At 60.7% G+C, this 25,343-nt stretch carries 17 protein-coding genes; 14 read left to right on the forward strand and 3 right to left on the reverse strand.

Annotation, left to right across the window (positions count from 1 at the left end; genetic code table 11):
* The first annotated feature begins 207 nt into the window (after positions 1 to 207).
* The 6 genes from recC (at position 208) to CAF76_RS14140 (ending at position 11,910) form a co-directional block, all read left to right on the forward strand.
* Entirely contained in the window at positions 208 to 3,660 is a 3,453-nt protein-coding gene (gene recC, locus CAF76_RS14115; RefSeq protein ID WP_085647621.1) for an exodeoxyribonuclease V subunit gamma, read from the forward strand.
* Positions 3,657 to 7,346 carry an exodeoxyribonuclease V subunit beta gene (gene recB / locus CAF76_RS14120; RefSeq protein WP_085647622.1) on the forward strand — a complete coding sequence of 1,230 codons (3,690 nt, stop codon included), beginning with the start codon at positions 3,657 to 3,659 and terminating at the stop codon, positions 7,344 to 7,346. Before recC ends, recB begins: the two co-directional genes overlap by 4 nt.
* Positions 7,343 to 9,451, forward strand: a complete 2,109-nt coding sequence (gene recD / locus CAF76_RS14125; RefSeq protein WP_085647623.1) for an exodeoxyribonuclease V subunit alpha — start codon at positions 7,343 to 7,345, stop codon at positions 9,449 to 9,451. The genes recB and recD overlap by 4 nt, the downstream gene beginning before the upstream one ends.
* A gap of 118 nt (positions 9,452 to 9,569) precedes the next feature.
* Positions 9,570 to 10,145, forward strand: a complete 576-nt coding sequence (locus CAF76_RS14130; protein ID WP_085647624.1) for a YfiR family protein — start codon at positions 9,570 to 9,572, stop codon at positions 10,143 to 10,145.
* The gene (locus tag CAF76_RS14135; RefSeq protein ID WP_064593290.1) at positions 10,142 to 11,410 is read left to right on the forward strand and encodes a diguanylate cyclase domain-containing protein; all 1,269 of its coding nucleotides are present in this window, start codon (positions 10,142 to 10,144) and stop codon (positions 11,408 to 11,410) included. Before CAF76_RS14130 ends, CAF76_RS14135 begins: the two co-directional genes overlap by 4 nt.
* The gene (locus CAF76_RS14140) at positions 11,410 to 11,910 is read left to right on the forward strand and encodes an OmpA family protein (RefSeq protein WP_064593291.1); all 501 of its coding nucleotides are present in this window, start codon (positions 11,410 to 11,412) and stop codon (positions 11,908 to 11,910) included. Before CAF76_RS14135 ends, CAF76_RS14140 begins: the two co-directional genes overlap by 1 nt.
* Here CAF76_RS14140 and CAF76_RS14145 read toward each other — a convergent pair.
* Positions 11,907 to 12,854 carry a LysR family transcriptional regulator gene (locus CAF76_RS14145; protein WP_039772937.1) on the reverse strand — a complete coding sequence of 316 codons (948 nt, stop codon included), beginning with the start codon at positions 12,852 to 12,854 and terminating at the stop codon, positions 11,907 to 11,909. The genes CAF76_RS14140 and CAF76_RS14145 overlap by 4 nt on opposite strands.
* 149 nt (positions 12,855 to 13,003) lie before the next feature.
* Between CAF76_RS14145 and CAF76_RS14150 the strand changes: the two genes are divergently transcribed.
* Positions 13,004 to 14,530 carry a CoA-acylating methylmalonate-semialdehyde dehydrogenase gene (locus CAF76_RS14150; RefSeq protein ID WP_085611248.1) on the forward strand — a complete coding sequence of 509 codons (1,527 nt, stop codon included), beginning with the start codon at positions 13,004 to 13,006 and terminating at the stop codon, positions 14,528 to 14,530.
* A gap of 9 nt (positions 14,531 to 14,539) precedes the next feature.
* Complete coding sequence (gene mmsB, locus CAF76_RS14155) at positions 14,540 to 15,427, forward strand: 3-hydroxyisobutyrate dehydrogenase (protein ID WP_085647625.1); 888 nt, start codon at positions 14,540 to 14,542, stop codon at positions 15,425 to 15,427.
* 94 nt (positions 15,428 to 15,521) lie between these two features.
* Here the strand turns inward: mmsB and CAF76_RS14160 are convergent, their stop codons facing one another.
* Positions 15,522 to 15,866, reverse strand: a complete 345-nt coding sequence (locus CAF76_RS14160) for a cupin domain-containing protein (RefSeq protein WP_007953863.1) — start codon at positions 15,864 to 15,866, stop codon at positions 15,522 to 15,524.
* A gap of 641 nt (positions 15,867 to 16,507) precedes the next feature.
* On the opposite strand from CAF76_RS14160, the gene CAF76_RS14165 reads away from it, so the two are divergent.
* Genes CAF76_RS14165 through rfbA form a run of 5 tightly spaced genes read left to right on the forward strand, consistent with a single transcriptional unit; the run spans position 16,508 to position 22,957 of the window.
* The gene (locus tag CAF76_RS14165) at positions 16,508 to 17,407 is read left to right on the forward strand and encodes a DapH/DapD/GlmU-related protein (RefSeq protein WP_371857885.1); all 900 of its coding nucleotides are present in this window, start codon (positions 16,508 to 16,510) and stop codon (positions 17,405 to 17,407) included.
* On the forward strand, positions 17,404 to 18,654 hold the full coding sequence (locus CAF76_RS14170; protein WP_064593295.1) for a hypothetical protein: 1,251 nt from the start codon (positions 17,404 to 17,406) through the stop codon (positions 18,652 to 18,654). Before CAF76_RS14165 ends, CAF76_RS14170 begins: the two co-directional genes overlap by 4 nt.
* 22 nt (positions 18,655 to 18,676) lie before the next feature.
* A complete protein-coding gene (locus CAF76_RS14175) occupies positions 18,677 to 20,854 on the forward strand; it encodes a prenyltransferase/squalene oxidase repeat-containing protein (protein ID WP_085647627.1) in 2,178 nt (725 codons plus the stop codon).
* A gap of 54 nt (positions 20,855 to 20,908) precedes the next feature.
* Positions 20,909 to 21,991 (forward strand): dTDP-glucose 4,6-dehydratase, encoded by a 1,083-nt coding sequence (rfbB, locus tag CAF76_RS14180; protein ID WP_085647628.1) that lies wholly within the window; start codon positions 20,909 to 20,911, stop codon positions 21,989 to 21,991.
* A gap of 42 nt (positions 21,992 to 22,033) precedes the next feature.
* The gene (gene rfbA, locus CAF76_RS14185; protein WP_064593297.1) at positions 22,034 to 22,957 is read left to right on the forward strand and encodes a glucose-1-phosphate thymidylyltransferase RfbA; all 924 of its coding nucleotides are present in this window, start codon (positions 22,034 to 22,036) and stop codon (positions 22,955 to 22,957) included.
* A 98-nt stretch (positions 22,958 to 23,055) separates the two neighbouring features.
* On the opposite strand, the gene CAF76_RS14190 is transcribed toward rfbA, so the two are convergent.
* Positions 23,056 to 24,192 carry an LLM class flavin-dependent oxidoreductase gene (locus CAF76_RS14190; RefSeq protein ID WP_039772929.1) on the reverse strand — a complete coding sequence of 379 codons (1,137 nt, stop codon included), beginning with the start codon at positions 24,190 to 24,192 and terminating at the stop codon, positions 23,056 to 23,058.
* Positions 24,193 to 24,317: 125 nt separating this feature from the next.
* Here CAF76_RS14190 and CAF76_RS14195 point away from each other — a divergent pair, with 125 nt between their 5' ends.
* On the forward strand, positions 24,318 to 25,223 hold the full coding sequence (locus CAF76_RS14195; protein ID WP_256579615.1) for an NAD(P)-dependent oxidoreductase: 906 nt from the start codon (positions 24,318 to 24,320) through the stop codon (positions 25,221 to 25,223).
* Positions 25,224 to 25,343: the final 120 nt, after the last annotated feature.

Here is a 25,343-nt window from a genome sequence, read left to right on the forward strand (position 1 = left end):
ATCGCCGATGGTAGTGTGGGGTTTCCCCATGTGAGAGTAGGTCATCGTCAAGATTAAATTCCGAAACCCCAATTGCGAAAGCAGTTGGGGTTTTGTTTTGCCCGCAGGAAAGTTCGTACGGCATTCTCGGACGCCTTGCGGCTGTCCTCGCCAGCCGACAATGCTAAGGTTCAGTCCTAGCTTTTGTACTTTTCCAAGGAAGCCTTCATGCCGGACACCCAGTCCCTCAACGCTGCATTCATGGTCGTTCAGAGCAATAGCCTGGATGAACTGCGCAGCCTTGTGATCAGCATCATGAGGCGTTATCCACTGGCTCCCTTGGAGAACGAAATTGCACTCGTACAGAGCAACGGCATCGCTCAATGGCTCAAGCTGGCACTGGCTGAGGATCCTGAAGCAGACGACTTAGGCGGCTGTGGTATTGCCGCCGCAATTGATGTGCAACTGCCGGGCAGTTTCATGTGGCAGCTTTACCGGATGGTGCTGGGCCGAGAGGAAATTCCGGCAAAGTCGCTGCTCGACAAGGCACCGTTGACCTGGCGTCTGATGCGCCTGTTGCCACAGGTCATCAACCGGCCGCATTTCGAACCGCTGCAACGCTTTCTCACCCATGACACCGATCTGCGCAAGCGTTACCAGTTGTCCGAACGCTTGGCTGACCTCTTCGACCAATATCAGGTTTACCGCGCTGATTGGCTTGAGGACTGGGCAGAGGGGCATCATCAGCTTCGCAATGTAAGAGGTGAAGCGAAGCCGCTCCCAGCGTCCAGTTGCTGGCAGGCAGAGTTGTGGCGCGCCCTGCTGGACGATGTGGGCGAGCAAGGCATGGCCCAAAGTCGGGCAGGCGTGCACCAGCGATTCATGGAGCGCATCAACAGTCTTGAAAGCGCACCGTCCGGACTTCCCCAGCGAGTGATCGTTTTTGGAATTTCCTCGTTGCCCGCACAAGTACTGGAAGCGTTGGCCGGGCTTTCCCGTTTCAGCCAGGTTTTGTTGTGCGTCCATAACCCCTGTCGTTATCACTGGGCCGATATCGTTGCCGACAAGGATCTACTACGTCATCAGTACAAGCGACAAGCCCGCAAAAACGGCATGCCTGTGGTGCTGGACTCGGAATCACTCCACCAACATGCTCACCCGCTCCTCGCTGCATGGGGTAAGCAAGGTCGTGATTACATCAACCTTCTCGACAGCTACGACGAGCCTGACAGCTATCGCGCAGCATTTCGTAACGGGCGTATCGATCTGTTCAGCGAAACCCAGCCGGAGAACATGCTCAATCAGTTACAGGACGATATTCTGGAACTGCGGCCACTCAGCGAGACTCGAGCGCGCTGGCCGGCAGTCGATCTGACTCAAGACGATTCGATCCGCTTTCATATTGCCCATAGCGCCCAGCGCGAAGTGGAGATTCTTCACGACCAGCTCTTGGCCCGTTTCAGTGCCAACCCTCAATTACGCCCTCGCGATGTGATCGTGATGGTGCCTGACATCGATAGTTATGCGCCGCATATCCGCGCCGTCTTTGGTCAGCTGGATCGTCATGACCCACGCTTCATTCCCTTCACCATGGCCGATCAGGGGCAACGCGGACGAGATCCATTGCTGATCGCGGTCGAGCATCTGCTCAAGCTGCCGGATAGCCGTTTTCCCGTCAGTGAGATCCTCGACTTGCTCGACGTTCCTGCGTTACGCGCCAGGTTTGGTGTGCAGGAGCGAGACTTGCCGACCCTGCATCGCTGGATCGAGGGGGCTGGGGTGCGTTGGGGCATCGATGCCGGGCAACGTGCCGAGCTGGGATTGCCCGACGAGTTGGAGCAAAACAGTTGGCGCTTTGGCTTGCGCCGGATGCTGCTCGGTTATGCCGTCGGCAGTTCCGGCGCCTGTGGGGATATCGAGCCGTACGACGAAATCGGTGGTCTCGATGCCGCGCTGATCGGCCCGTTGGTAGCATTGCTGGATGCACTGGAACTCTCGCATCAGCAACTGATGAGGCCTGCACAGCCACAGGAGTGGGGGTATCGGCTTCAGGCGTTGATGCAGCTTTTTTTCAAACCCGAAGACGAGCATGACGACTACCTGCTGGCTCAACTCGAGGAGTTGCGCGAAACCTGGCTGGAAACCTGCGAAGCCGTCGGTCTGCTGGACGAGCTGCCACTGACCGTCGTCCGTGAGGCCTGGCTGGCAGGACTGGATCAGGGGCGTCTGTCGCAGCGCTTTCTGGCCGGAGCCGTTAACTTTTGCACGCTGATGCCGATGCGCGCGATTCCGTTCAGACTGGTTTGTCTGTTGGGCATGAACGATGGCGATTATCCACGCGCTCAACCACCGTTGGACTTCGATCTCATGGGCAGCGACTACCGGCCGGGAGATCGTTCCCGTCGTGAGGATGATCGTTATCTTCTGCTAGAGGCGCTCTTGTCCGCTCGTCATCAGCTCTACATCAGTTGGGTCGGTCGCAGCATTCGCGACAACAGTGATCGGCCAGCCTCTGTGTTGATCGGCCAGTTGCGCGATCATCTCGCCAATGGATGGCGATCGGCTGACGACAACGAGGATCTCCTGATTGCCATGACCCAGGAGCATCCGTTGCAGCCATTCAGTTCGCGCTACTTCCACGACGAAGACAAATTGTTCAGCTACGCCAGCGAATGGCAGGTGCTGCATCAACGTCACGAACGGAACGACGTCGCAACAATGCTTGACCCGCATGTCCAGGAGGAGCCGTTGAGCCTGGAGCTGTTGCAGGACTTCCTGCGCAATCCGGTCCGACACTTTTTCACTCAGCGCCTCAAAGTTTACTTCGAAGCGGCGAAGGTACCTCAGGCTGACGAGGAACCCTTTGTGCTGGATGCGTTGCAGCGATACATGCTCAGCGACAGCTTGCTCGGGGCCGCCTTGAGACACCCGGACAATGTTGGTCAGGCACTCGAGTCTCAGGCCCGTCGCCTGCAAAACAGCGGACTGTTGCCCATGGCCGGATTCGGTGAGTGCCTTCAGCGAGAGTTGATCGAACCTTTGCCAGACTTGTTGCAACGCTATCAACAGCTGTTGGCGTTATGGCCAATGCCATTGACCAACGCGCTACCGGTCAATTTTGAATGGCAGGAACTGCGTCTGGAGGGATGGCTGGGCGGTTTGCACCGGCGCGCCGATGGCGGCGTGCTGTCGGTCACGACGATCCCCAACAGCATAGGCTCGATCAAGAGCCGCAAATGGCATCGCATGACCAAATCATGGGTCAGTCACCTTGTCGCGTGTGCCAGTGGGCTTTCCCTGACGACCGCACTGGTGGCCAGTGATGACACGCTCCTTCTTGATCCTCTGGAACCAACCCGAGCGGGGCGAATTCTTGAGGATCTGCTGCTCGCCTGGCAGACGGGCATGCGCCAGCCGCTGCCGGTCGCGGTGAAAACGGCTTTTGCGTGGCTGGCACAGACCGATCCGGTCAAGGCTGAAGCGGCTGCCCGTAAAGCCTATGAAGGGGATGGTCAGACCAGCGAAGGTGAACGTCGCGAAAGCCCGGCTCTGGCCCGACAATTCGCCGACTATGATGCACTGCAGGCGGATGAAACCTTCTCAGGTTGGTGTGATGCACTGTATCGCCCCTTGCTTGAGGCGGGGTGGCGCACATGGACCCATGAGGAGGCAGGCGCATGAGCAATCAACAGCCGCTCGCGCTGGCATTCCCGTTAAGGGGCAGCCAACTGATCGAAGCCAGCGCGGGCACTGGCAAGACGTTTACCATTTCGGCGTTGTATCTGCGGTTGATCCTCGGCCACGGAGGCGAGGCGAGTGGTTTCGGTCGTGAGCTGTTGCCCCCGCAGATTCTCGTGGTGACCTTCACCGATGCGGCGACCAAGGAGTTGCGCGAGCGTATACGCACACGCCTGGCTGAGGCGGCCCGCTTCTTCCGTGACGAGACACCGCCCCCCGATGCGTTGATCGATGAACTGCGTGCACAGTTCGATCCGCAACAATGGCCCGGCTGCGCCAATCGCCTGGACATCGCTGCGCAATGGATGGACGAGGCCGCGGTCTCGACGATCCACAGTTGGTGTCAGCGAATGCTGCGCGAGCATGCGTTCGACAGCGGCAGTCTGTTTACCCAGACCCTGGAAACCGATCACAGCGACCTGCTCGGCGAAGTGTTGCGCGATTATTGGCGGCTGTTCTGCTACCCGATGCAGGGCGACGCCTTGAGCTGGGTCCGCAGTCACTGGGGAGGGCCGGCGGCCCTGTTGCCGCGTGTACGGGGGCTGTTTGGCACCGAGCGCGAAGGGAACTCAGACAAGACGCCATCCGAACTGATCGAAGAATGTCTGCAGGAACGCCGTGCGGCATTGGTGGAGTTGAAGGGACCATGGCGGCAGTGGTCCGATGAGTTGCTCGCTATCTGCCATCAGGGTGTCGCCAACAAAACGGTGGATGGGCGCAAGATGCAGGCCCGCTATTTCGAACCCTGGTTTGAAAAGCTCAAGGCCTGGGCTGAGGACGAGACGCTCGAACAATTGGATATCGGCACCGGGTTCGCCCGGCTCACACCGGAGGGCATGGCTGAAGCCTGGAAAGGCGAGCCACCGAGTCACCCGGGCCTGGATGCCATGCCTGTGCTCAAGTCGAGTCTCGACAATTTGCCGACGCCCGATGCGGCCGTGCTGCAGCATGCTGCCAAATGGGTCGGTGCTCGCTTTGAAGACGAGAAACGCCGTCGAGCGGAAATGGGTTTCGACGACATGCTGTTGCGTCTGGATGCGGCTTTGCAGTCCGACGGTGGGGAGCGTCTCGCCACGCTCATGCGCGAGCAGTTCCCGGTCGCCCTGATCGATGAGTTTCAGGACACGGATCCGGTGCAGTACCGGATCTTCGAAAGCATCTATCGCATTGAAGAGGATAACCCCGAGACCGGGTTGTTTCTGATCGGGGATCCGAAGCAGGCGATCTATGCCTTCCGGGGCGCGGATATCTACACCTATCTGCGAGCCCGGCAGGCCACGTTCGGGCGTCTGCATACCCTGGGCACCAACTTCCGTTCCAGTCACGGGATGGTCCGTGCGGTCAACCATGTGTTCGAGCGTGCCGAGGCTCGTGAGCAAGGGCGCGGGGCGTTTCTGTTCCGAGAGAAAAACGGCGATAACCCGGTGCCGTTCCAGCCTGTGGAGGCGCAGGGACGCAAAGAACATTTGCAGGTAGCCGGGCTGGACGTACCGGCGCTGAACATCTGGCATCTATCTACCGACAAGCCACTGTCCGGGGCAGTTTATCGCCAGCAGTTGGCGGCAGCCTGCGCCAGTGAGATCACAGCCCTGCTCAATGGCGGGCAGACCGGTCGCGTCGGGTTTGCGCAGGAGGGCAAGGATTGGCGTGGACTGCGGCCAGCGGACATTGCGATCCTGGTGCGCGACGGTAAAGAGGCGCAGGCGATACGCGGTGAGCTCGCAGCGCGTGGAGTCCGCAGCGTTTATCTGTCGGACAAGGACTCGGTTTTTGCCGCTCAGGAAGCCCATGATCTGCTGTCGTGGCTCAAGGCGTGCGCCGAGCCGGATGTCGAGCGTTCCCTGAAAGCGGCGTTGGCGTGCATCACGCTGAATCTGCCACTGGCTGAGCTGGAGCGTCTGAATCAGGACGAACTGGTCTGGGAAACCCGGGTCATGCAGTTCCGTGGTTATCGTGAGCTCTGGCGCAAGCAAGGGGTGCTGCCGATGTTGCGGCGCCTGCTGCACGACTTTCAACTGCCGCAGATGCTCATTGCCCGCAGTGATGGTGAACGCGTGCTGACCAACCTGTTGCACCTGTCGGAGTTGTTGCAACAGGCCGCGTCGGAACTCGATGGCGAACAGGCACTGATCCGTCATCTGGCCGAGCATCTGGCGCTGTCCGGGCAGGCAGGTGAAGAGCAGATCCTGCGTCTTGAGAGCGACGAGCAACTGGTCAAGGTCGTGACCATTCACAAGTCCAAGGGGCTTGAATACCCGTTGGTGTTCCTGCCTTTCATCTGCTCGGCCAAACCCGTGGATGGCAGTCGATTGCCGCTGCATTACCACGATGAGTCCGGCAAGGCTCGCATCAGTCTGAAGCCCGACGCGGAACTGATCGCTGTGGCGGACACCGAACGCCTGGCAGAGGATCTGCGTTTGCTCTACGTCGCGCTGACCCGCGCACAACACGCTTGCTGGCTTGGGGTGACGGATCTCAAGCGAGGCAATCACAGCAGCTCGGTGCTGCACCTTTCTGCACTGGGCTATCTGTTGGGCGGCGGCGTAACGTTGAACGAATCCAGCGGATTGGCTCGCTGGCTGGACGATCTGCAACAGGATTGTTCAGCGCTGAGCGTTGTTGAAATGCCAGAAGCCACCAGCGAGGTTTACCAGCCTCCGCGTAACGAAGCCACGCTGCGTGCCACCCTTTTACCGAGCCGCAGGGCCAGCGAGAACTGGTGGATCGCTTCGTACAGTGCCTTGCGCATCAGTGACGTGCTGAGCGCTGGCAACGACGAAGCCCCCGACAGTCCGCAAGCGCAAAAGCTGTTCGACGACGAACGCCTCGATCCTGAAGCACCGCGCGAGATCATCGCCGGCGGAGCTGATATTCACCGTTTCCCTCGTGGACCGAATCCGGGAACGTTTCTTCACGGTTTGCTCGAGTGGGCGGGTGAGGAGGGCTTCGCGGTCACCCGCGAGTCGCTCGATGATGCGATCGCCCGGCGTTGCAATCGACGGGGCTGGGAGGGCTGGATCACCACCCTCGGCGACTGGTTGCAACACTTGCTCAAACTGCCACTGCCTGCGGGCCTCGACCAACCGCCAGTGGTGCTTGAGCAATTGAAGCAATATCGGGTCGAGATGGAGTTCTGGTTCGCCAGCCACAAGGTCGACGTGCTCAAGCTCGACGAACAGGTGCGTCAATTCACTCACAACGGTGTGGCCCGGGTCGGCGCCGAAGCGGTGCAGCTCAATGGTATGTTCAAAGGCTTTATCGACCTGACGTTCGAGCACGAGGGCCGGTACTACGTGGCCGATTACAAATCCAACTGGCTGGGCGTCGATGACGCCGCGTACACCGAACGGGCCATGGAGCAGTCGATCCTCGACAACCGTTACGACCTGCAATACGTGCTGTACCTGTTGGCACTGCATCGTCAGCTCAAGGCGCGGCTCGCCGATTACGACTACGACCGGCATATCGGCGGCGCGTTGTATCTGTTTCTGCGTGGAACTCGGGCGCCTGGTGGTGGCGTTTACTTCGCACGCCCACCACGGGAGCTGATCGAGCGTCTGGACATCATGTTCCAGGGTAAACCGCAACCCAGGGCCGAGCCCGCGTGGGTGCAGGGAGAATTGCTATGAATCGGACGTTCGCCGACCTGCTGCCCACGCCGCTGACCGCCGACAGCCTCGCGCAGCTGACACCTCTCACCTGTGCCGATGATCTGCTGCTATTGCTCACCCGCTGGGTCGAGCGCGGATGGCTGCGGGCACTGGACAAGGCATTCGTGGCTTTTCTTCATGAATTGGCACCCGATGTCGATCCGCTGGTGTTGCTCGCCGCCGCATTGACCAGTCACCAGCTCGGCCATGGACATGTGTGCCTGGATCTGTTTGAAACCCTCAAGGCGCCGGATTTCGCCCTGTCTTTGCCTCCGGAAGGGGACATGCAACCCGGTGCATTGCTGCTGCCATCGCAGCTGCTTGAAACACTCGACGGGGCGCACTGGTGCAATGTACTGGCCGGCAGTTCGCTGTTGGCACTGGCCGCCGACGAAGGTGCGTCGGCTCAGGAGCGCCCGCTGGTGTTGTCCGGCAAACGCTTGTACTTGCGGCGCTATTGGGCCTACGAGCGGCGTATCGACAGCGCACTGCGTCAGCGACTCGCGGAGCAGGAAGCGACACCACCCGATCTTGCTCGGCGGTTGGACGCACTGTTCGATCCGGCCCAGCGTGCGGATGTCATCGACTGGCAGAAACTCGCCTGCGCCCTGGCTACCCGGAGTGCCTTCAGCATCATCACGGGCGGCCCGGGCACCGGCAAGACGACGACGGTGGTCCGTTTGCTGGCGTTGCTCCAGGCACCTGCGGTCGAGGCTCATCAGCCACTGCGCATTCGGCTCGCGGCGCCTACCGGTAAAGCGGCGGCGCGGCTGACCGAGTCCATCAGTCAGCAGGTGCAGTCGCTGAAGGTCGCTGACAGTGTCCGGGAAAAAATCCCGACCGAGGTGACCACGGTGCATCGACTGCTCGGCAGCCGACCTGGCACGCGGCATTTCCGCCACCATGCCGGTAACCGCCTGCCACTGGATGTACTGGTGGTCGATGAAGCATCCATGATCGACCTGGAAATGATGGCCAACCTGCTCGATGCCTTGCCGCCTCATGCTCGACTGGTGTTGCTGGGCGACAAGGATCAACTGGCCTCGGTGGAGGCTGGCGCGGTGCTGGGCGATTTGTGCCGTGATGCCGAAGCGGGTTGGTACAGTCCGCAGACTCGCCAGTGGCTGGAAGCGGTGAGCGGCGAATCCCTGCAAGACAGCGGTTTGCAAGAAGGCAGTGACAGCTCGCACCCGCTGGCCCAGCAAGTGGTGATGTTGCGTCACTCACGGCGTTTCGGCGAGGGCAGCGGCATCGGTCAACTGGCGCGACGGGTGAATAAGCAACTCTCGGACGAGGCTCGCCAGTTGCTGGATGCCAAAACCCATGGCGATGTGTTTTCGTTGCCACTTCAGAACGAGCACGACCGGAAACTTGAGCACCTGGTGCTCGATGGACACGGCGAAGGCCCCCACGGTTATCGACACTATCTGAGCATTTTGCGCGATCGACGTCCGGTGAGCGGAACGCCGCTCGAGAACCCGGGTTGGGTCGATTGGGCGCGTGACGTCCTGCGGGCCTTCGATACCTTCCAGTTGTTGTGCGCAGTGCGCAAAGGGCCGTGGGGTGTTGAGGGGCTTAATCAGCGCATCACCGATGCATTGCTCAAGGCGCGGCTGATCGAGAGCGACCAGCAATGGTACGAAGGCCGGCCGGTGTTGATGACTCGAAACGACTATGGCCTCGGGCTGATGAACGGTGACATCGGTATCGCCCTGAAATTGCCCGAGCGCGATGGCCCGGATGCCGGTAAGTCGGTGTTGCGCGTGGCGTTCCCGCGTAACGACGGGCGCGGTGGGGTGCGTTTCGTGTTGCCGAGCCGGCTCAATGATGTCGAGACCGTGTACGCCATGACCGTGCACAAGTCACAGGGCTCGGAGTTTGCCCATACCGCACTGATCCTGCCGGACGCCCTGAATCCCGTGTTGACCAAGGAACTGATCTACACCGGAATTACCCGGGCCAAGGACTGGTTCACCTTGATCGAACCCCGCAGTGGCGTTTTTGAAGAGGCAGTACAACGCAAGGTGAAGCGCTTGAGCGGACTGATGCTGGAACTGGAAGAAGGAAGGGCGCCTCGAGGATGAAGGTGCCTGGATGACCGGCGCTTATTGACCGACCGGTCAGAGGTCGCTGTATCGCTGGTGTTCCAACGCTGTGCTATCGTTGCGGCATCATTTCGTAACGATCCAAGAGAATCCCTGCATGAAGGTGGCTGTCTGGGCGACAGAGCGCGTAGTTGTCTGCAAGCAGGCGTTGCTTGCCGGTGTGCTCTGTTTGCTCACGGGTGTGGCCGCTGCCCAGACTCCAGCCCCTGCGGGGATGGCCGAACAGCGGGCCAAATCCGTCACTCAGGTTGTCCTCGGTATCCTCAGTTATGCGCGCTGGCCGGTAGAGCCGGCGCAGTTGCGCCTGTGCATCGTAGGTCCGACCGAATACACCGATGACCTGGTCAAGGGCACGACCCAGGCCACGGGTCGTCCGGTCATCGTGCGCCGGCTGTTGGCCGACAATCCAGCCATCGTCAGCGAGTGCGACGCGGTCTATATCGGCAAGCTCACCACAGACGAACGCAGCCGGCTATTCGCGTCCCTGATCGGCCATCCGGTGCTGAGCATCAGCGAAGGCGGCGATCAATGCACGGTCGGCAGTCTGTTCTGCCTGCGGGTCGGTGATGAACAAGTGTCGTTCGAGGTCAATCTCGACTCCGTCGCTCGTAGCGGTGTGCGCATTCACCCCAGCGTGCTGCAGTTGTCGCGCCGCAAACCGGCGGTGCCATGAGACGCGACAAATCCACAGGGCGCCCGACCCTCGGCTCGGTCATCGGCCGTGGCAACCTGATTGTGGCGCTGGTCGCCGTGGCAATGGCCAGCGTGTCGTTGACGCTGCTCGGGGTGCTGGCGCTGCGGGTCTATGCCGATCACAACCTGCACTTGATCGCCCGCTCGATCAGTTACACCGTGGAAGCCGCCGTGGTGTTCAACGACAAGGCCGCCGCGACCGAAGCGCTGGCGTTGATCGCCTCGACCGAAGAAGTGGCCGATGCCCAGGTGCTGGACGCTCAGGGCCAATTGCTCGCGCGCTGGCAGCGTCCGGAGAACGGCCTGATTTCCGAGCTGGAGATGCAGGTCGCGCGAGTCATTCTGGAAAAACCCATCAACCTGCCGATCCAGCATCAGGATCGTGAGATCGGGCGGATCTTGCTGATCGGCCACGGCGGCAGCCTGATGCGGTTTCTGTTGAGCGGTCTGGCGGGAATCATTCTCTGCACAGCAATCAGCGCCTGGGTCGCGCTGTACCTGGCGCAGCGTCAGTTGCGCAGGATCATCGGCCCGTTGCACAGCCTGGCGGCGGTGGCGCATGCGGCCCGCAGCGAGCGGGCACTGGATCGACGGGTGCCACGGGCAAAAATTGCCGAACTGGACAACCTCGGCACCGACTTCAATGCCCTGCTCGATGAACTCGAATCCTGGCAAACCCACTTGCAGAGCGAGAACGAAACCCTCGCCCATCAGGCCAGCCATGACAGCCTCACCGGGTTGCCGAACCGGGCCTTTTTCGAAGGCCGCCTGATCCGTGCTCTGCGCAATGCCCACAAGTTGAATGAGCAAGTGGCGGTGCTGTTTCTCGACAGCGACCGTTTCAAGGACATCAACGACAACTTCGGTCATGCCGCCGGCGATGCCGTGCTGGTGGCGGTGGCGAATCGGGTGCGGGCGCAGTTGCGTGAAGAGGATCTGGTGGCGCGTCTGGGCGGTGACGAGTTCGCCGTTCTGCTCACGCCCTTGCACAAGACCGAAGACGCCGAACGCATTGCCGACAAGATCCTCGCCAGCATGGACACCCCGATTGCGCTGCCGGGCGACAGCAGTGTCGTGACGTCGCTCAGTATCGGCATCGCGGTTTACCCCGATCATGGCGTCACGCCTGGCACCTTGCTTGATGCGGCCGATGCCGCGATGTATCAAGCCAAGCGTTTGTCGCGCGGCGCCCAATTCACGGCCGGGACGGAGTACCCGGTCGATTCCGTTCAAACCAGGAGCTGATGCCCGTGTCCTCACTTTCCTTTCGCCTGTTTTCCACTCTGTTGCTGACGGCCATGCTGGCCCTGACCGGTTGCCAGACCGCCCCGCAAAAAGGCCTGACGCCGGCCCAGGTCGCGGTTCTCAAGCAGCAAGGCTTCGAGCTGACCGATGACGGCTGGGAGTTTGGCCTGTCGGGCAAAGTATTGTTTGGCAGCGATGTCGAAAGCCTGAATCAGCAAAGTACCGAAATCGTCGAGCGTATCGGTAAAGCCTTGCTGGGTGTCGGCATCGAACGGGTACGAGTGGATGGCCACACCGACGCTTCGGGCAAGGAAACCTATAACCAGCAGCTGTCATTGCGTCGCGCGAAAAGCGTCGGCAAAGTGCTGACCTCGGTCGGCATGAAAGAAGAGAACATCCAGTTGCAAGGCCTCGGCAGCCGCGAACCGGTCGCCTCCAACGATACCGCCGCCGGCCGCACCGAAAACCGCCGGGTGTCGATCGTGGTCAGCGCCGATTAGTCGGCGAACTGCATCTCTCGAGTTTCACCCATCAACAGCGCCTGATTGCGCTCGGTCACCTCGCGGATGTAATCCCACAACAGGGTGATCCGCTTGAGCTTGCGCAGATCTTCCCGGCAGTACATCCAGAACTGCCGGGTGATATCGATTTCCTCCGGCAGCACCGGCAACAGGCGCGGATCCTGAGCCGCGAGAAAGCACGGCAGAATCGCCAATGAGCGCCCCTGCTGCGCCGCCACGAACTGCGCAATCACGCTGGTGCTGCGTAAATTGGCGCTGGCACCGGGCAACACGTTCGCCAGATACAGCAGCTCCGAGCTGAACGCCAGGTCATCCACGTAACTGATGAATTGATGCTTGCCCAGGTCGGCGGGGCGGCGGATCGGCGGGTGTTTGTCGAGATATTCCTGGGTTGCGTAGAGCTGCAAGCGGTAGTCGCAGAGTTTGCAGCACACGTACGGCCCGTGTTCCGGGCGTTCGAGGGCGATGACGATGTCGGCCTCGCGTTTGGACAGGCTGATGAAGTGTGGCAGCGGCAGGATGTCCACCGAGATCGCCGGGTAGGCGTCGACGAAGTGGCTCAGTTGCGGGGTGATGAAGAAGCTGCCGAAACCTTCGGTGCAACCCATCCGCACGTGCCCGGACAGTGCGACGCCGGAGCCCGACACTTGCTCGCAGGCCATGTGCAGCGTGCTTTCGATCGACTCGGCATAACTCAGCAGGCGCTGGCCTTCGGCAGTCAGCACGAAACCGCTGGTGCGGGACTTTTCGAACAGCAAGGTACCGAGCGCCGCTTCCAGCGAACTGATCCGCCGCGACACGGTGGTGTAGTCCACCGCCAGGCGTTTGGCCGCCGTGCTGGCCTTGCGGGTACGGGCGACTTCAAGGAAAAACTTGAGGTCATCCCAATTCAGCGAGCCTAGAGAGGTGATGTTTTTTTGCATGATGGACGAGCTTATATGTGCGTTCTTATTAGAAGTTTGCACATCTATACTCCAAAAACAGTCCGACAACCAATTCGTGACACACGCCTCATCTCAAGGCGAACCTTTCGCCTTGGCTCCTACGATAAAAACAAGTTCTGGAGACCAGCATGAACGCATCGCTTACGCCCAACGAAACCACGATCCAGAAGGTCAAGCTGCTGATCGACGGCGAGTGGGTCGAGTCGCAGACCACCGAATGGCACGACATCGTCAACCCGGCGACCCAGCAAGTGCTGGCCAAAGTCCCGTTCGCCACCGCCGCTGAAGTCGACGCTGCTGTCAGCGCCGCCCAGCGCGCCTTCCAGACCTGGAAGCTGACCCCGATTGGCGCGCGCATGCGCATCATGCTCAAGCTGCAGGCGTTGATCCGCGAACATTCCAAACGCATCGCCGTGGTGCTGAGCGCCGAGCAGGGCAAGACCATTGCCGATGCCGAGGGCGATATTTTCCGTGGCCTGGAGGTGGTCGAGCACGCCTGCTCCATCGGCAGCCTGCAAATGGGTGAGTTCGCCGAGAACGTCGCCGGCGGCGTCGATACCTACACCCTGCGTCAGCCGATCGGCGTCTGCGCCGGCATCACCCCGTTCAACTTCCCGGCGATGATCCCGCTGTGGATGTTCCCGATGGCCATTGCCTGCGGCAACACCTTCGTCCTCAAGCCATCGGAGCAGGATCCGCTGTCGACCATGTTGCTGGTGGAGCTGGCGATTGAAGCCGGCATTCCGGCAGGCGTGCTTAACGTCGTTCATGGTGGCAAGGACGTGGTTGACGGCCTGTGCACCCACAAGGACATCAAGGCGGTTTCGTTCGTCGGTTCGACCGCCGTCGGCACTCACGTTTATGACCTGGCCGGTAAGCACGGCAAGCGCGTGCAATCGATGATGGGCGCGAAGAACCACGCGGTGGTGCTGCCGGATGCCAATCGCGAGCAAGCGCTCAATGCCTTGGTCGGTGCCGGTTTCGGTGCGGCGGGTCAACGTTGCATGGCCACTTCGGTGGTGGTGCTGGTGGGCGCGGCCAAACAGTGGCTGCCGGATCTGAAAGCGCTGGCGCAGAAACTCAAGGTCAACGCCGGCAACGAGCCGGGCACCGACGTGGGCCCGGTGATTTCGAAAAAGGCCAAGGCGCGAATTCTCGATCTGATCGAAAGCGGCATCAAGGAAGGCGCGAAACTCGAGCTGGACGGTCGCGACATCAGCGTGCCGGGCTACGAGCACGGCAACTTTGTCGGTCCGACCCTGTTCTCCGGGGTCACCACCGACATGCAGATCTACACCCAGGAAATTTTCGGCCCGGTGCTGGTGGTGCTGGAAGTCGACACCCTCGATCAGGCCATCGCGCTGGTCAACGCCAACCCGTTCGGCAACGGCACGGGCCTGTTCACCCAGAGCGGTGCGGCGGCGCGTAAGTTCCAGACTGAAATCGACGTCGGCCAGGTCGGCATCAACATCCCGATTCCGGTACCGGTTCCGTTCTTCAGCTTCACCGGTTCGCGCGGTTCGAAACTCGGCGACCTCGGCCCGTACGGCAAGCAAGTGGTGCAGTTCTACACCCAGACCAAAACGGTCACAGCGCGCTGGTTCGACGACGACAGCGTCAACGACGGCGTGAACACCACCATCAACCTGCGCTGAGGAATGGCCATGAAAATCGCATTTATCGGGCTGGGCAACATGGGCGCGCCGATGGCGCGCAACCTGATCAAGGCCGGGCATTCGCTGAACCTGGTGGACCTGAACAAAACCGTGCTGGCGGAACTCGAGCAACTGGGCGGCACCATTCGCGCTTCGGCTCGCGAAGCTGCTGAAGATGCTGAACTGGTGATCACCATGTTGCCGGCGGCGGTGCATGTGCGCAGCGTCTGGCTCGGTGAAGACGGCGTGCTCGCCGGGATCGGCAAAGGCGTGCCGGCGGTGGATTGCAGCACCATCGATCCGCAGACGGCACGCGATGTCGCGGCGGCTGCTGCCAAACAAGGCGTGGTCATGGCCGACGCTCCGGTGTCCGGCGGCACTGGCGGCGCCACGGCCGGGACGCTGACCTTCATGGTCGGTGCTACCCCGGAACTGTTCGCCACCCTGCAACCGGTGCTGGCGCAGATGGGCCGCAACATCGTGCATTGCGGTGAGGTCGGCACCGGCCAGATCGCCAAGATCTGCAACAACCTGTTGCTCGCCATTTCGATGGTTGGCGTCAGCGAGGCGATGGCACTGGGTGATGCGCTGGGGATCGACACCACGGTGCTCGCCGGGATCATCAACAGCTCGACCGGTCGTTGCTGGAGTTCGGAAATGTACAACCCGTGGCCGGGCATCGTCGAAACGGCGCCGGCCTCACGCGGCTACACGGGTGGCTTCGGCGCCGAGCTGATGCTCAAGGATCTGGGGCTGGCCACCGAAGCGGCGCGTCAGGCCCATCAGCCAGTGGTGCTGGGCGCGGTGGCGCAGCAGTTGTATCAGGCGATGAGTCAGCGCGGGGAAGGTGGCAAGGACTTCTCGGCGATCATCAACAGCTATCGCAAGCCGCAGTAATCGTCGTCAGGCCTGTGCTCGCCACAGGTCTGCACATCCAATGCAGTAGGTGTTGCCGGGAAATCACGTCGGGTGGTTTCCCGGCTTTTTTGTATCAGGCGAACACGAAATATTTGCGCACGGTCTCGACCACTTCCCAGGTGCCTTTCATGCCGGGCTCGACCACGAAGATGTCGCCGGCGCGCAGGTGGATCGGCTCCATGCCGTCCGGGGTAATCACACAGTAGCCTTCCTGGAAATGGCAGTACTCCCACTTCACATAGTCCACCCGCCACTTGCCCGGGGTGCAGATCCAGGTGCCCATGATCTTGCTGCCGTCTTCGCTGGTGTAGGCGTTGAGGTTGACGGTGTGCGGGTCGCCCTCGAGCTTTTCCCATTTGCAGGCGTCGAGTACGGGCAGGGGATGGGTGTCGCGCAGAACGGTGATAGGTGCGGGCATGACGGCTCCAGGCCAAAGGGGGTTGGAGCCGTCACCGTAGCTTTCGCGGGTACTGTCGGAATGTCTGGGGTCGACCTCCAGATGCCTGTAAGCGCTGGGGGCAAGTCTGCGTGACTCGCGAATGTGCACCATCGCTGTGCATATCAGACGGTTTTAGTACAAGCGTGCACTATAAAAGTTCAATCAATTTTTAGACTAAAACGAGATAACCATTCTGACACCTATTGCAAAACAAAATCGTCTGTACTATAACATTCGTACTAAAGAACTATTCCTCAAAACGGAGCTTCATCTGAGTCACGGACAGACTTGAATCGGCTTTTTCTCATCTCGACAACTGACTTGGCCTTTGGCTCAAGTGTGAACCTTTATCTGTTGTTAATGAATAATGACAGTTGAATGAACCGGACAGTTAATAAGTGGCGCGGACGCAATGTCTCGCGTGCTTTGAGTTGAAGCCTTAAATGAACAGTTAATTAATTATTTGTGCACTGGCGGATTTATATCTGCGGGATACGCACGCCTATCGGAATTTTATGTGCCCGGCATCAATGGAATGAGGCTTTATTGTGGACGACATAAACGTAATTGAAGTTTCGACGACTGTTGATAGTTCAAGTGAGCTTGGCCGGCACGTCTGGGTGCGTGCCGGCAGTCGCCTGAAAAACGTGCAGATCGGCGATGACTGCTTCATCGGCTTCAGGTGCGATTTGCAGCACGCGTCGGTCGGCAAGTCCAGCATGTTCGCCACTGGTGCCCAGTGCCTGGGGACGGCGCAGTCGCCGGTTCGGATTGCCGAAAATGTCTGGGTGGGCGCCAAGGCCACCGTGACTGCCGGTGTTTCCATCGGTGCCGGGGCCGTGGTGGCGGCTGGCGCGTTGGTGACCGCCGATGTGCCGCCGGACGCAATCGTCGTCGGTCGCCCGGCGCGGGTCATTGCCCAGCGCACTGTGGTCGAGGACGGCCGGCCGAGCCCGGAACCGGTGCTGGCCAAAGTCCGGGAGCGGGCGCGCCAGGGCTTGCCGTCGATGCTCGATCGGTCCACGCAGTCGGTCGCGCGGCTCAAGTCGCTGAACCCCGACACCCAGACCTGGGACATCAGCGACGCCGCCCTGATCGATGCCGAATTGCGCGGCGGGGCGTCGGTGGAAATCGCCCCGGACTGCATCCTGATCGGGCGCAGCAACCGTCAGGGCGGCATGTCACAACTGGGCGGCATTGAACTGGGCACTGGCGCTCGACTGGCGCCGGGCGTGGTGATCGAAGCGGCCGGCGGAGTGACCATCGGTGCCTTCAGCGAGCTGGCCGAAGGCGTCACGATTGTCGCGTCCACTCATGATCATTCGTTCCGCTCACTGCCTTGGGAGGAGGCACCGGTGCGCATTGGAAGTCGTTGCGTTATTGGCGAGGGCGCCATCTTGGTAGGTCCACTGAATATTGGTGACGGTGCCGTTATCAAGCCGTACTCGGTGGTTATAAGGGATGTATTGGAAAACACTGTGGTTCATGGCGTTGTTCAACTAATGGAGATTCAAGAATGATTTTATTTGCCCCCAATCCAACCGGTTCCGGTCACAACATGCGCGCGCTGTCCATCGCTCAGGCGATTAAAAAGCAGCGCCCGGACATGCCATTGACCGTGGCACTGGCTTCCTTGCAGCCGACCTTCACGCCGATGTTCGAAAAGTCCGGCGTTGAAGTTGTGGATATTGCCGGCCGTTTGGTCGATTACTCGAAAAAGAGCAACTTGTCGAAAGAACTCGACTGGAATAATTACATTGGCGGTTATATCGCTAACACCTTCTTGTCCGGCGAGCGGATTTTGTCTTACCTGGCCTTGATCGCCGAATACAAGCCGACCGCCCTGGTGTCGGACTACAACATGGCCGCCTGTCTGGCGGCGATTTTCAGCGGTACGCCGCTGGTGTTCGTCACCGAGCGCTACGACTTCACCCTTTGCCAGCTCGAAGACCATGATCTGGCCGACGGCGGTTTCGAAGTCAACGCGCTGGAAATGGCCCGCGCCCGAACCGCGCTGCACAGCCAGTTCAACTGGATGATCAATCAGAGCCAGCTGGTGCTGACCGACAAACCGTACGTGGCTTCCCTCGATCAGGGCACTCCGGTGGCCGAAGCGCTGGCCAGCGGCAAGGCGCATTTTGTTGGGCCGATGATCCGCGACATCAATGTGCAGACCGGTTTGAACGTGCGCGAGCAACTGAACCTCGGCGACTCGCCGTTCATTGTCGCCTCTATCAGCGGCACGACCATGTTCGCGGAGAACAAGGACGCATTGCTTGCCGCATATCTGGACAGCTTCAAGATCCTGCGCGAGCGCAATCCGGAACTGAAACTGGTGTTGCTGGGCCGTCAGGATATCCAGGCTCAGGACGGTGTAGTTTGTGTGCCGTACTACCCGGACTGGATGGGCCTGCTGCGCGAAGCCAGCCTGCTGATTTCGGCACCGGGCTGGATCACCGTGACTGAGATCGCGGCGATGAATATTCCGACCCTGTTCCTGTTGTCGTCCAAGTCCGAATACCACGAACTGGAAGCTCTGCGTCGTCTGGAGTTGCTGGGCTTCCCGACGCATATCGGATACGACCGTGATCGTATCGTCGAACTGATCCAGGGCGAACTGGAAAAAGACACCGGCGCTTCGACCTATTACGCACCGCATCAGCAAGTGGCTGCGCCGGATGGCGAAGGTGCCGCCCGCGCCGCGACGCGCATCATCGAGTTGTGCCAGGGCAGCGTTGTGTCGCTGACCGAAAGCAAAGCCGCTTAACCTCAAGGAAGAGGGATTCACCATGTCACTGCATCCGCAGTTTCTATTTGATCAAGGCCTCAAGGACATCGACCACGGCGGCTTTTTCGCCGTGACCGATGCCAGTGGCGAGGTGGCGATTTCCAGCGACAAGCAGTTGCAGGATCAGGTCGCCGCGACGCTCTATCAGGCCGAGCACGGCGACGATGTCGAACTGCGTTTTGCCCATGACGGGCTGATGCGTTTGCATGATGCGTCGAATGGCGGTTTCCACGAACTGGCCGACCGTTACTGGACGCCGCACGGCTCCGGACGCTGCCGCACGCTGGCATTGCAACTGGACGCACTGGCGGCATTGATTGCCTATCAGCGCCGGGTGCCGCAGGACGCGGCGAACAAGGCCGCGATCCACGGCCTGCTGGAAAAGGTCGAAGCGCTCTACGCCCGTTCCACCGTCGCCGGCCTGTATAGCAGCGACTGGTCGACGCCGCTGGAGCTGGCGACCTCGATCGATCTCGACATCAGCGCCACGGCCTTGCTCGCGCGTATCGACAATCAGCCGTTGGGTCTCGGGTTGGTCGGGCACTTGCAGATTCATGCAGAAAACCTGATCGGCCGGGTGGCCGGCAGCGACAGCCAGTCGTGTGTCGATGTGGCGCTGACCCGTTGCGGCGTGCGTGCTCAGGTCAGCCTGGTGCTGGCGCAACTGGCCGATGCGCGCGACGACAATGCGTTGTCGAATCTGGCCCGTTCGTTCCTGCTGCAAACCCTGGCGCTGTTCCGCGATCCGGCGTACGGCGGGTATTGGGATCGGGTCGGGATCAATGGCAAGGTGCGTTGCGACTGGCACACCTCGTACAAAAATCACGAGTCGCCATTCCCGATCAAGACTGCCTACGACGTGGCGTTGCTGTTGCAGGCGATTCAGGCCTTGCCGTCCGGCGCGAGCGAAGCGGATCGGGCTTCGGTGACAGCAGCGTTGCTGGAGTTCCACGACGCCCGCAATGGCGGGCTGTTCATGGGCAAGGGCTATTTCTGGTCGACGCCGGATGACCCGACCGTGCCGTTCATTCGCCAGTTCTGGGCGCCGCCGCGTCAGCCGGGGATCTTCAGCATCGGCAACCTGACGTACCTGCCGTTGCACTTGAAAAGCCTGAAAACCCAGCTCGCCGCCGCCCACGCCTTGCAGTCCATCGCGCCGGCCGCTGCCGTCACTCATCATGACGATGCGGCGTTGGTAAACCGGGAGCTGCAAGTGATCGATGGCGGTGGTGATGTGCAGCGCATTCACCCAAATGGCGTGCCGACCATCAATGTCGATCTGCAGCGTTATCTGGCTTGGCTGGCCAAGGCTCGGGCGTCGAATGAAACGCCTTACGGGCTGACCGCCGAAACCGCGCCGCTGGGTTTCCGTGCCGACAAGACTTGGCAGGTTTTCTCCGGGCTGCACGTGATCTCGGACTTGCACGCGCTGGGTCTGCAAATCGAAAACAAGGCCAGCCTGATCGATTGCATCCGGGCTTCACAAAACACCGACGGCGGATTCGCCGAGCAACCGGGGCATCTGAGCGATGTGTTCGCCACTTACTGCGCTGTGCTGTCGCTGCGAGTGCTCGGCGCGTTGCCGAACGATATCGGTGGTTGCGTGCGTTACCTGCAAGCGTGCCAGAACCCCGATGGCGGGTTCGGCGATGTACCGGGTTTCGGCTCGGACATCTGGCACACCAACCTGGCGGTGCTGTCGCTGCACGCCCTTGAAGCCAAGGCGCCGGACGAGCAGGGCGTGATGGCGTTCGCCTTGCGCTGCCGCTCGGCCGACGGCGGTTTCGCCAACAAGCCCGGGTATCCGCCGGACGCGTTTTCGGTGTACCGCGTGGTGTCGACGCTATTCATTCTCAACCGACGCATCGTCGATGCCGAACAGACCGTCGCCTGGCTGCAAAAGCTGCAACTGGCCAACGGCTCGTTCCACTACCGGCCGGGCAAAGCGGTCAGCCTAGTGGGTACTTACATGGCCATCGCAGCGATGTATCTGCTCGACGCGCAGCCGACGTATTTGCAGGAATCGAAAGACTGGATCGCTTCGCATCAGAAGCAGGACGGTGGATTCGGCCCGCTCAATGCGACCTCGGCAACCACCGACGAAAGCTTCGTCTGCATCCAGACGCTGCTGATTCTCGAACAAGGGCTGTCGTCATACTGGGTGGCGTTGTTGAACTGACCCGCACACAGCATCGAAGGACGTTCAATCATCATTTTGCCAGGGGAGGCGCTGATGAAAATTTTAGTGACAGGGGGCGCGGGCTTCATTGGCTCGGCCGTGGTGCGGTTTCTGATTGAAGAGACCGAATGTGAAGTGATCAACGTCGACAAACTGACCTACGCCGGCAACCTTGAATCTCTGGCTGAGGTGTCCGATTCGCCGCGTTACCGTTTCTGCCAGGTCGACATCTGCGACAAACCGGCGCTGGACGAACTGTTCGCACGGCTGCAACCGGATGCGGTGATGCATCTGGCCGCCGAGTCCCACGTGGACCGCTCGATAGATGGCCCGCAAGCCTTCATCGAAACCAATATCGTCGGCACCTACACCCTGCTCGAAGCGGCGCGTGGTTACTGGAACCGACTGGATGCGGCGCGTCAGGCGGCGTTCCGTTTCCATCACATTTCCACCGATGAGGTGTATGGCGACTTGGAACCCGAAGATCCGGCGTTCACCGAGCGCACGCCGTATGCGCCAAGCTCGCCGTACTCGGCGACCAAGGCCGGTTCCGATCATCTGGTCCGCGCCTGGCATCGCACTTTCGGCCTGCCGGTGGTGATGAGCAATTGCTCGAACAATTACGGGCCGTATCACTTCCCGGAAAAACTGATTCCCCACGTCATTCTCAATGCGCTGCAAGGCAAGCCGTTGCCGGTGTACGGCGATGGCGCACAAATCCGCGACTGGCTGTTCGTCGAAGATCACGCCCGCGCCCTGTACGCGGTGGTCACTCGCGGTGAGGTCGGGCAGACCTACAACATCGGCGGCCACAACGAGAAGACCAACCTGCAAGTGGTGCACACCCTGTGCGATTTGCTCGAGGCGCGCGGTGCGGAAAAACCGCCGGGCGTCGCGTACTTCCGCGACCTGATCACCTTCGTCAAGGATCGTCCGGGCCACGACAAACGCTATGCCGTCGATGCCGGAAAAATCCACGCGACGCTGGGTTGGACGCCGCAGGAAACCTTCGAAAGCGGCATGCAGAAAACTGTCGACTGGTATCTGGATAACCGTGCCTGGTGGGTGCGGGTGATGTCCGGTGCCTACGCGCTGGAGCGCCTCGGCGAGCAACGCGACGAAGCCCTCGTGGCCTGAACATTCAGTCATTCAAATCTCACTGCTTGAAAGGAAAAAAGCATGGCCAAGTACAAAGGAATTCTGCTGGCGGGCGGCGCCGGTTCGCGTCTGCACCCGATCACCCTGGGCGTCTCGAAACAGTCGCTGCCGGTGTATGACAAACCGATGATCTACTACCCGCTGTCGGTGCTGATGCTGGCGGAAATCCGCGAGATCCTGATCATCTCCACCCCGGAAGATCTGCCGGGCTTTCAGCGCATGCTCGGCGACGGCAGCCAGTTGGGCCTGAGCCTGAGCTACGCGGTGCAACCGAGCCCGGACGGCCTCGCCCAGGCGTTCATCATTGGTCGCGAATTCGTCGGTGAAGACAACGTCTGCCTGGTGCTCGGCGACAACATTTTCTACGGTGCCGGCTTCGGTGAAACCCTGCTGCAAGCGGCGGCGCGTGATGACGGCGCGACGGTGTTCGGTTACTACGTGGCCGATCCCGAGCGCTTTGGCGTGGTGGAATTCGATGCTACCGGCAAGGCCCTGAGCATCTGCGAAAAACCGAGCGATCCAAAGTCCAACTACGCCGTCACCGGCCTGTATTTCTACGACAACGAAGTGCTGCAGATTGCCGCCGACATCAAGCCGTCGCCGCGCGGCGAGCTGGAGATCACTGACGTCAACAACGTCTATCTGCAACGCGGCAAATTGAACGTGTCGGTGATGGGGCGTGGCATGGCGTGGCTGGATACCGGCACCCACGATGCGTTGATGGAGGCCGGCAATTTCGTGCAGGCCATCGAGAAACGCCAGGGCCTGAAAATCGCTTGCCTCGAAGAAATCGCCTACCACAAGGGCTGGATCGACGACGCGCAGTTGCTGGTGCATGCGGGCAGCATGAGCAAGACCGGTTACGGTCAGTATCTGGCCCGTTTGATTCACGATGACGTGGTGGTGGCGATGGATGCGCAGCGCCCGTTGAAAGGCGCTGCCTGATCCAATGTGGGAGCGAGCCTGCTCGCGATGAGGGCTTAACATTCACTGAAAGTGTTGAATGTAAGTCAGCAATCGCGAGCAGGCTCGCTCCCACAGGGTCAGTGGCCGGTCACGCTGTCGAGTTGGGCAGCTTTGACCGTGGCGCGTGGATCGGCCGACGGGGTTTGCAAACGGGCCAGGCGATTGGCGTGCGTCGGCGCTTCGGCCGCCAGCGGCGAACGGCGTTTGCGGGTTTCCTCACGCAGCACCGGCAAGACTTCCTTGCCGAACATGTCGAGTTGTTCCAGCACGGTTTTCAGCGGAATGCCGCCATGGTCGAACAGGAACAGCTGGCGCTGGTAGTCGCCGAAGTACTCGCGGAAGGTCAGGGTCTTGTCGATGATTTCCTGAGGGCTGCCGACGGCTAGTGGGGTCATTTCCATGAACTCTTCCAGCGACGGGCCATGGCCGTACACCGGGGCGTTGTCGAAGTAGGGACGGAATTCACGGCGCGCATCCTGGGAGTTGCGACGCATGAAAATATGCCCGCCGAGGCCGACGATCGCCTGCTCCGGCGTGCCGTGACCGTAATGGGCAAACCGCGCGCGGTAGAACTCGACCAGCGCCATGAAGTGCTCACGGGGCCAGAGGATGTGGCTGGCGAAAAAACCGTCGCCGTAATAAGCGGCCTGCTCGGCGATTTCCGGGGTGCGGATCGAGCCGTGCCAGACGAAGGGCGGCAGGTCATCGAGGGGCCTGGGGATCGAGGTGAAATTTTTCAGCGGAGTGCGAAAGCGTCCGCTCCAGTTGAGGTCTTCTTCGCGCCAGAGCCGGTGCAGCAGGCGATAGTTCTCCATCGCCAGTGGCAGGCCGTCGGCGATGCTTTTGCCGAACCAGGGATAGACCGGTGCGGTGTTGCCCCGGCCGAGCATCAGGTCCATGCGCCCGCCGCAGAGGTTTTGCAGCAGCGAATATTCTTCGGCCAGGCGCACCGGATCGTTGGTGCTGATCAGGGTGGTGGACGTCGAGAGAATGATGCGTTGGGTCTTGGCTGCGATGTAGGCCAGCAGCGTGGTGGGAGAGGAGGTGATGAACGGAGGATTGTGGTGCTCGCCGGTGGCGAACACGTCCAGTCCGATGTCTTCGGCCTTCTGCGCAATTTGCAGGGTGGCCTGGATGCGCTCGGATTCGCTGGGGGTACGGGCGTTGGTAGGGTCTTGTGTGACGTCGCCAACGGTGTAGATCCCGAATTGCATAAAGCCTCCTTGCCTTGGGTAAAGGTGTGTTTGAAACCCTCGCCGCGAAGAATGAATCGTCGCGGCACTTGAAATGTACGCCTGTACACGTACAATCGCAATTCTGCATCATCGTCTGAACGGCTTTGAACACCTCATCGAGAGAGGAACGCGACATGGAACTGGGATTTATCGGTCTGGGCACGATGGGCGCACCGATGGTGCTGAACCTGCTGAAAGCCGGGCATCGGGTCCGCGTGTGGAATCGTTCGACGGCACCACTGGAGGCACTGGCCGCGGCCGGCGCCGAAGCTGTCGAGACACCGGCGCTGGCGGCCCAGGCCGAGGTGCTGATCTCGATGCTCGGCGATGACACGGCAATCCGCTCGGTGTTCTTCGACGCCAAGGCGCTGGACGGTCTGCGGGCCGGCAGCGTTCACGTCAACATGTCCACGGTGTCCGTGGCGCTGGCCAGGGAACTGGCGGCCGTGCATGAAGCACGCGGCGTCGGTTACGTGTCGGCACCGGTACTGGGGCGTGTCGATGTGGCGGCTGCCGGCAATCTGAACATTCTCGCCTCCGGGCCCGCCGAAACGCTGGCTCGGGTACAGCCGTTGTTCGATGTGCTGGGGCGCAAGACCTGGACGCTGGGCGACACGGCCGAGGTGGCCTGCGCTGCCAAACTGTCGGCCAACCTGATGATCGCCTCGGCAATCGAATCCATGGCCGAAGCCTCGACCCTGGCCGGCGGCTATGGCATCCGTCGCGAGGCGTTCATCGAGATGATCACCTCGACCCTGTTTGCCGTGCCGGTCTATCAGGGCTACGGCAAGCTGATGGTCGATGAAACATTCGAGCCGGCCGGTTTCAAGTTGTCGCTGGGTCTCAAGGACGTACGCCTGGCGCTGGAAGCTGGTGAAGCGGCGCAGGTGCCGCTGCCGTTTGCCAGCGTGTTGAAGGACAACCTTCTGGACGGCATGGCCCATGGTCAGGCCGATCAGGACTGGGCCTCGCTGTCGAAAGTCAGTGACCGGCGTGCCGGCGTGAAGTAATCCAAAAGTTTCAAGCAACGTAACTTGTGCGCAAGTTACGTTGGCCTTTTGCGCCTTGCGTTATTGTCGGACAGTGATTGCTCTTTTATTGGGAAATGAAAGAAGTCTGATAATAGTGCT

The organism is Pseudomonas sp. B40(2017), from assembly GCF_002112855.1.
GTDB classification, from domain to species: domain Bacteria; phylum Pseudomonadota; class Gammaproteobacteria; order Pseudomonadales; family Pseudomonadaceae; genus Aquipseudomonas; species Aquipseudomonas pharyngis.